Raw genomic sequence first — 6338 nt, 5'->3', positions numbered from 1 at the left:
CCCCGCAGCAGCGCCCGACAGCGGCCCTGAGCACGGCCGCGGCCGCGACCATCCGGCCGCGGGTCGCCGGTGCCCGGCGGCCGGAGCCGGAGGCGGCGACCGACGTGCTGGTCGTCGGCGCGGGGCCGACCGGCCTGACCCTCGCCGTCGAACTCGCCCGCCGCGGCGTCGCCTGCCGGCTGGTGGACAGGAGCACCGAGCCGCCGGGCCAGGCGGACAAGGCCATCGGCGTGCACTGCCGGACGATGGAGATCTGGGAGGACCAGGGCATCGTCCAGGAGGCGATGGACGCCGGCATCTGGCTGAGCGGCCAGATCGTCGTCGTCAACGGGCACCAGACCCACCGCGTCGAGTGGGACCTGCCGGAGCTGCCGTACGCCCACCTCGGGCTGCCGCAGTACGAGACGGAACGCGTCCTCACCAACCGTTTCGCCGCCCTCGGCGGGACGATCGAGCGGGGCGTGGAACTGCGCGGCCTCACCCAGGACGCCGCCGGCGTGACCGCCCGGCTGGCGGGCGCCGACGGCGAGACGACGGTGCGCGCGAAGTACCTGGTGGGATCCGACGGCGCGCACAGCACCGTCCGCAAGGAGCTGAACCTGGTGTTCAACGCCGGCGCCGGGCGGTTCCCGCAGCTGTTCATGCTCGCCGACGTCGAGGTCGACTGGTCGCTGCCCGAAGGCTATCTGCTGCGCTTCCTGCACGAGACCGACGGCAGGATGGACGGGATGCTCGTGTGCGTCCCGCTGCGGGGCCAGGGCCGCTACCGCATCGCGACCATGGCCCCGCCGCGGATCATGGCCGAGGCCGCCCGCACGGACGTGCCGCCCGGTTTCACGAAGGAGTACGAGCCGCCAACGCTGGCCGAGTTCCAGGCCGCGCTCGACGGGCTGGCGCCGCCCGGGACGACCGCGCGCAACCTGCGCTGGTCGTCGATCTTCCGGATCAGCCACGGGATCGTCGACCGCTACCGGGTCGGCCGGGTGTTCGTCGCCGGTGACGCCGCGCACCTGCACCCGCCGGCGGGCGGGCAGGGCATGAACACCGGCATCCAGGACGCCTACAACCTCGGCTGGAAGCTCGCGCTCGCGGCGGGCGGGCACGCGGGGCCGGGCCTGCTCGACAGCTACGAGGCCGAGCGCCGCCCGGCCGGGGAGTCGGTCATGGGCCGCGCGGTGCGGGTCGCGTTCACCGACGAGATGGACAACGAGGACGAGAAGGCGCAGTTCCTCGACGAGATGCAGATGACCCTGACCTACCGCGGCAGCCCGCTGGTCGGGGAGGCGCTGGGCTGGGACGCCCCGGACCGCGGGCCGGCGGCCGGCGACCGCGCGCCGGACGTGCACGGGCTGGCCCGCCGCGGGGTCGGGCACCGGCTGCGGCTGTTCGAGCTGATCCACAGCGGCGCGCACACGCTGCTGTTCTACGGGGACGCCTCCTCGACCGAGGAGGACCTGCGCGGCTACGAGAAGATCGCCGCGGCGATCCGCCGGCAGGCCGCGGGGCTGATCAACGCCTACGTCGTGCTGGATCCGGACGCCGTCGCTCCTGCGGGCCTGGACCTGCCCGTCATCCGCGACACCGAGCGTGACTACCGGTCCGTCTACGCGACCACCGGGCCGTGCGCCCACCTGATCCGGCCGGACGGGCACATCGGCTTCCGCAGCAGGCCGGTCCTTGCCGGCGCCCTTGAAGATCACATACGTGCTGTTTTCGGATGACGACAGCCGATCGCGCCTCGGCGTGCGGCAGCGACGAAATGTGCGGAGTGTGATGAGCTGACATGCAGAACGGGGAGTTGCATGGCAAGCGGCAGGCGGCTGAATGTCGTGGTGTGCGGTGCCGGAATGGCGGGGATGACGGTCTCCCTCGCGCTGGCGCGCCTCGGGCACGCGGTCACGCTGATCGAGCGTGACACCACGGTCAGACCCGCCCGGCTCGACGAGGCCGGCGGCTGGCGACGGACCGGGGTCGCGCACCTGCACCAGCCCCACGCCTTCCTCGCCCGGATCCACGCCGAGCTGCGCGCGGGCCTGCCCGGCACACTCGACGCCCTGCGGGCCGCCGGCGCGGTCGAGGTACCCCTGCCGGACGGGACGCGCTCGTTGCGGTGCCGCCGCAGCACCCTGGAGTGGGTGCTGCGGCGTGACGTCGAGACGCAGCCCGGGATAGAGCTGCGGGCCGGGACCGTCCAGCGGGTGGAAACGCGGCGGGGAGCGGTCGTCGGGGTGCAGCTGGCCGGGGGCGGGCCGCACCCGGCCGATCTCGTGATCGACGCCGGCGGCCGGCGTGGCCGGCTGACCAGCGGGGCCCGGGACGCGGAAGGCTTCGACGAGCCGACCAACGAGGTCTACGTGTCCCGCCGCTACCGGCTGCTGCCGGGACAGCGGTTCACCGCGGTCAACCGCTGGGTGCTCGGGGTCGAGGAGGCCGACGGCTACGCGCTGCTCGTCTTCCCCCACGATGCCGGCACCTTCACCGTCGCCTTCGTCCACCTGCCCGGGGACCGGGCACTGGCGGGGCTGCGCCGGGCGCCGGTGTTCGAGTCGGCCGCCCGCATCATGTCGCTCGGGGCGGCCTGGACCGACCCGAACTTCGCCGAGCCGGTCTCCGGCGTCACGGTCATGAGCGGGCTGCGCAACACGTTCCATCCGCTGGATCCGGCCGCGCCGCTCGGCCTGCACGCGCTCGGTGACACCGTCTGCACCACCAACCCGCACTTCGGACGGGGCTCCTCGCTGACCGTCGCGCATGCGTTCCGGCTCGTGCGGGCGGTGGCCGAGGATCCCGGCGATCCCGCGGCCTGGCGGGACCGGGTCGACGCCTGGGTCCGCGGCGAGCTGCGGTCGTGGTTCGACGACGCCCAGCAGCTCGACCGGGCACGTGCCGCGGCCTGGCGGGCGGCCGTCGACGGCGGGACGCCGGCCATCCCGTCGATGAGCCCGCCGAGCCCGGCGTCGCTGCCACGGTTCGTGCTGCTCGCCGCCGCCGGTGTCGACCCGACGGTCGCGACGGCGGCGCTGCGTCACATGCAGCTGACGGATCCACCCGAGGCGCTGGACGCGGTGGAGCCGCGGGTGACGGGCCTGATCGCGCAGGGCTGGCGCCCGAGCCGTTCCCCGGGTGTGCCCACCCGGGCCGAAATGGTCGAGACGATTTCCGCGGTCAGCGTCCCGGCACGGTGATCGCCGTGATGACCAGGCCGTTGCGGGCCAGCCAGCGGCCGGTGAAACCGGTCAGCCGTTCGGGGGCCTGAGGCTCCGGGGAGACCGATCTCTCCGCGGAGGGATCCGTGGAGAGATCCGTGGAGAGGTCCGTGGAGAGGTCCGTGGAGAGATCGTTGCCGGGCCGGCCCCTCCCTGGCGGGACGCCGCCGGGGAGCACCGGCCCGTCCACCAGCAGCCGGACGGAGAAGGTGCCCCCGGCCAGGTCGATCGTGATCGACGCGTCCTCGAAACCCAGCCAGCGCCGCGCCAGCGGGAACCACGCCTTGTAGACCGACTCCTTCATGCTGAACAGCAGCCTGTCCCAGTGCACGACGGGATCGTCGGCGGGAGCACCGGGCGGCAGCGGCCCCGGGCCCGCGGTGGGACCGCCGGGCGGCAGCACACCCGAGCGCGCGGCGGGAATGCCATGCGCGGCGGGAATGCCATGCGACACGCTGCCCGGGCGCGCGGCGGGGCCGTCGCGCAGCAGCGGGTCGAGCCAGGCTCGCTCCTCGGGCAGGGCGATCTGGTCGAGCACGCCCGCCGGCAGGGCCGCGTTCGGCTCGGCGTCGATACCGACCGTGAGGATGTCGGCGGACCAGGCCGCCACCGCGGCCCGGTAGCCGGCACAGTGCGTGATGCTGCCGATCACCCCGGCGGGCCACTGCGGCTCGCCCTTGGGCCCGCGCAGGATCGGCACCGGCGGTATGCCCAGGCCGGCGAGCGCGCGGTGGGCGCACACCCGGGCGGTGGTGAACTCCCGGCGGCGCTTGTCCACGGACCGCGCGAGCGCGGCGGCCTCCGCGGGGAACAGCACCGCGTCCGGGTCGTCGGTGAACGCCTCCACCGCGACCACCGCCGGATGCAGCAGCGTGGCGAGCAGCTCGGCCCCGGGCCCGGCGACGGCCCCGCCGGACGGGGTAGCGGTGCCGGACGGGGGGGCGGGGACGGACGAGGTGACGTCAGCCACGTCTCTTCCGGCTGCGGCGCTTCCGGACACGCCGGTCCCCAGCGTCCCGGTCCCTGGTATTCCGGGCTCAGTCATGCCGCTCCGGCTCCGGGAGTATCTGCCGGGGAATGTTGCGCGGGCCGTTCCAGCGGCGCCACTCCCGGGGATAGCCGATGGAAACCTCCTCGAACCGGACGCCGTCATACCACGTCGTCCGGGGAATGTGCAGATGGCCGTAGACCACGGCGGCGGCCCGGAACCGCTGGTGCCAGTCGGCGGTGTGCTCCGTGCCGCACCACTGCGCGAACTCCGGATAGCGCAGCACATAGGTCGGATCCCGCACCAGCGGGAAATGGTTCACCAGGACGGTCGGCAGCCGCGGGTCGCATGCCGCGAGCCGTTCCCGGGTGTGCTCGACCCGGGCCCGCGACCAGGCGTCCACACTCGGGTAGGGGTCGGGGACCAGCAGGTACTCGTCCGCGCAGACCACACCCGTGCGGTGCGCCACGGCAAGCGCCTCCTCCTTGGAGGAGGTACCGGCCGGCCGGAAGGTGTAGTCGTAGAGAAGGAACAGCGGCGCCACCGTGACCGGGCCGCCGGCGCCCTCCCACACCGGATACGGATCCTCCGGGGTGAGCACGCCCAGGCGCCGGCATATCTCCACCAGATGCTGGTAACGCCGCTCACCGGTCAGCCGCACCGGATCCTTTTTCGGCGTCCACAGCTCGTGGTTACCAGGCACCCAGATCACGGTGGAGAACCGGGAACGCAGCAGCGTCAGCGCCCATTCGACGTCCGCGACGACCTCACCGACGTCACCGGCGACGATCAGCCAGTCCGCGTCCGACTCCGGCCGTAGTTCCTCGAGGAACTGCCGGTTCTCGGGGTACGCCACATGCAGATCACTGATGGCGAGCAGCTTCCCAGCCACCCGGAACGTGGTCACCCCTCCGACTTTACCCAACCCCGCCACCGGAATCGTCCGACACGACAGCACGAGACAAGTACGGGACAAGTGTGTAACAACCGCCCGCTCGCCGCGTCCCGGGCCGATGCGCCTGTCATCGACCCGGAGCGCGCGGGCCTCTCGCGTGCCGGCGGTGATCACCATCGACCTGGGCTGGGCGTACCGGGCTGGGCGTAGCCGTTGCGGACGGCGGGGCCGCCGATCGCCGGCCCCGCTCGTCGGCCAGCTCCGCCGGGTAGGCGTCGACATCCGCTTCCAACGCCACGGCGATCATCCGTCGGATGCCCTCGCGCACGAGCCCGGTCGATCAGCGACGGTGTCGGGCCGCCCTCGAGGGAACCGCCGTCCTCCACCGCGACCCCGTCATTCGGCGTCCGCTTTCTCAGCTGCCATCGAGCCTGCTCGCGAGCTGGTCGCACATCCGGTCGGACGAGCCAAGCCACATAAGCGTGTAGTTCTGGCCGTCACGGCTGGTCGTGGCATAGTCGGCACAGACAGTCGGCTCTATCTCGGTCGCCCCGTTCGGGGTGAGAAAAGCCGGGCGCGCTGGTGCTATTTTCTCCAGCAGCAGGCAGGTGCCCACGTCCAGGACGGTGGCAGGCAGCTTGCCACGGACGACCGCCACGACACCGACCGACCAGAGATAGTTCTTGTGCTGGTAGATACCGATGGCCAGCCGGTCGGTCTTGTAGGCGCATTCGGCCGCGCCGTTGACCGCTATCACCCTGTTGGCGAACTGCGTGAGTGCCGGCAGGAACGGGGTTGTGCCGTTCCGGAGGATGGACCGCTGACCGGCGGGAACAGCGGCGAGCACCCGGTCGGTGAGCTGCGAGAACTTCAGACAGGGATCCTCGGCAACCGTCCTGATCTGGTCGTCTGGAAGATCAGGCAGGAGCGAACGGGTCGTGGACCCGGGTTGTGCGCAGCTGTTCCCTGTCTCCTGGCCCGGGTTCGTCGCGCCCCTGCTCGGCGGCGCGCTCTCGCTCGGCCGCGGTGCCGGCCTCGCGCAGGAGGGAGCCCCGACCAGGAGAAAAACGGCGATCATCGATAAAACAGCCATGAACATGCGCCCACCGTGCAGGCGTGCCGGCTTACTCATCGCTGGAAACCCTGCTTTCTTCATATGGCTGGCCTGTCGGGGTGACGGTGCAACGTGCGGTGTGTCAGGCACCGCGGCTGCCTTCGCTGTCCGGACAGACCCGCCACCGGTGTCCTT

5 protein-coding genes are annotated in these 6338 nt (G+C 72.3%); 2 read left to right on the top strand and 3 right to left on the bottom strand.

Going from position 1 to position 6338, the window contains the following annotated elements; all coding sequences use genetic code 11:
- Together NBW84_RS17465 and NBW84_RS17460 are read left to right on the top strand one after the other, a co-directional pair.
- Window positions 1-1721 (top strand): FAD-dependent monooxygenase (locus tag NBW84_RS17465; protein WP_250285797.1); only part of this gene is annotated, 1721 nt, incomplete at its 5' end.
- Between the two features lie 81 nt (window positions 1722-1802).
- On the top strand, window positions 1803-3185 hold the full coding sequence (locus NBW84_RS17460) for an NAD(P)/FAD-dependent oxidoreductase (RefSeq protein WP_445548420.1): 1383 nt from the start codon (window positions 1803-1805) through the stop codon (window positions 3183-3185).
- On the opposite strand, the gene NBW84_RS17455 is transcribed toward NBW84_RS17460, so the two are convergent.
- From NBW84_RS17455 to NBW84_RS17445, 3 genes are all read right to left on the bottom strand, one after another.
- Window positions 3166-4089, bottom strand: coding sequence for a 4'-phosphopantetheinyl transferase superfamily protein (locus tag NBW84_RS17455; protein WP_250285798.1), 924 nt, complete (start codon window positions 4087-4089; stop codon window positions 3166-3168). The genes NBW84_RS17460 and NBW84_RS17455 overlap by 20 nt on opposite strands.
- A gap of 154 nt (window positions 4090-4243) precedes the next feature.
- Complete coding sequence (locus tag NBW84_RS17450; RefSeq protein WP_250285795.1) at window positions 4244-5119, bottom strand: metallophosphoesterase family protein; 876 nt, start codon at window positions 5117-5119, stop codon at window positions 4244-4246.
- Between the two features lie 385 nt (window positions 5120-5504).
- A complete protein-coding gene (locus NBW84_RS17445; RefSeq protein ID WP_250285794.1) occupies window positions 5505-6221 on the bottom strand; it encodes a hypothetical protein in 717 nt (238 codons plus the stop codon).
- Window positions 6222-6338 lie beyond the last annotated feature (117 nt).

It is taken from the genome of Protofrankia sp. CiP1_Cm_nod2 (assembly GCF_920664355.1).
Lineage (GTDB): Bacteria > Actinomycetota > Actinomycetes > Frankiales > Frankiaceae > Protofrankia.
The sequence above is the reverse complement of the archived record's forward strand: the minus strand, read 5'-3'. Positions and strand labels throughout refer to the sequence as shown.

What these genes read in the sequence shown, in the direction of transcription:
- NBW84_RS17460 (WP_445548420.1), top strand. Translation starts at nt 1,803, where the DNA reads ATGGCAAGCGGCAGGCGGCTGAATGTCGTGGTGTGCGGTGCCGGAATG.
- NBW84_RS17445 (WP_250285794.1), bottom strand. Translation starts at nt 6,221, where the DNA reads ATGAGTAAGCCGGCACGCCTGCACGGTGGGCGCATGTTCATGGCTGTT.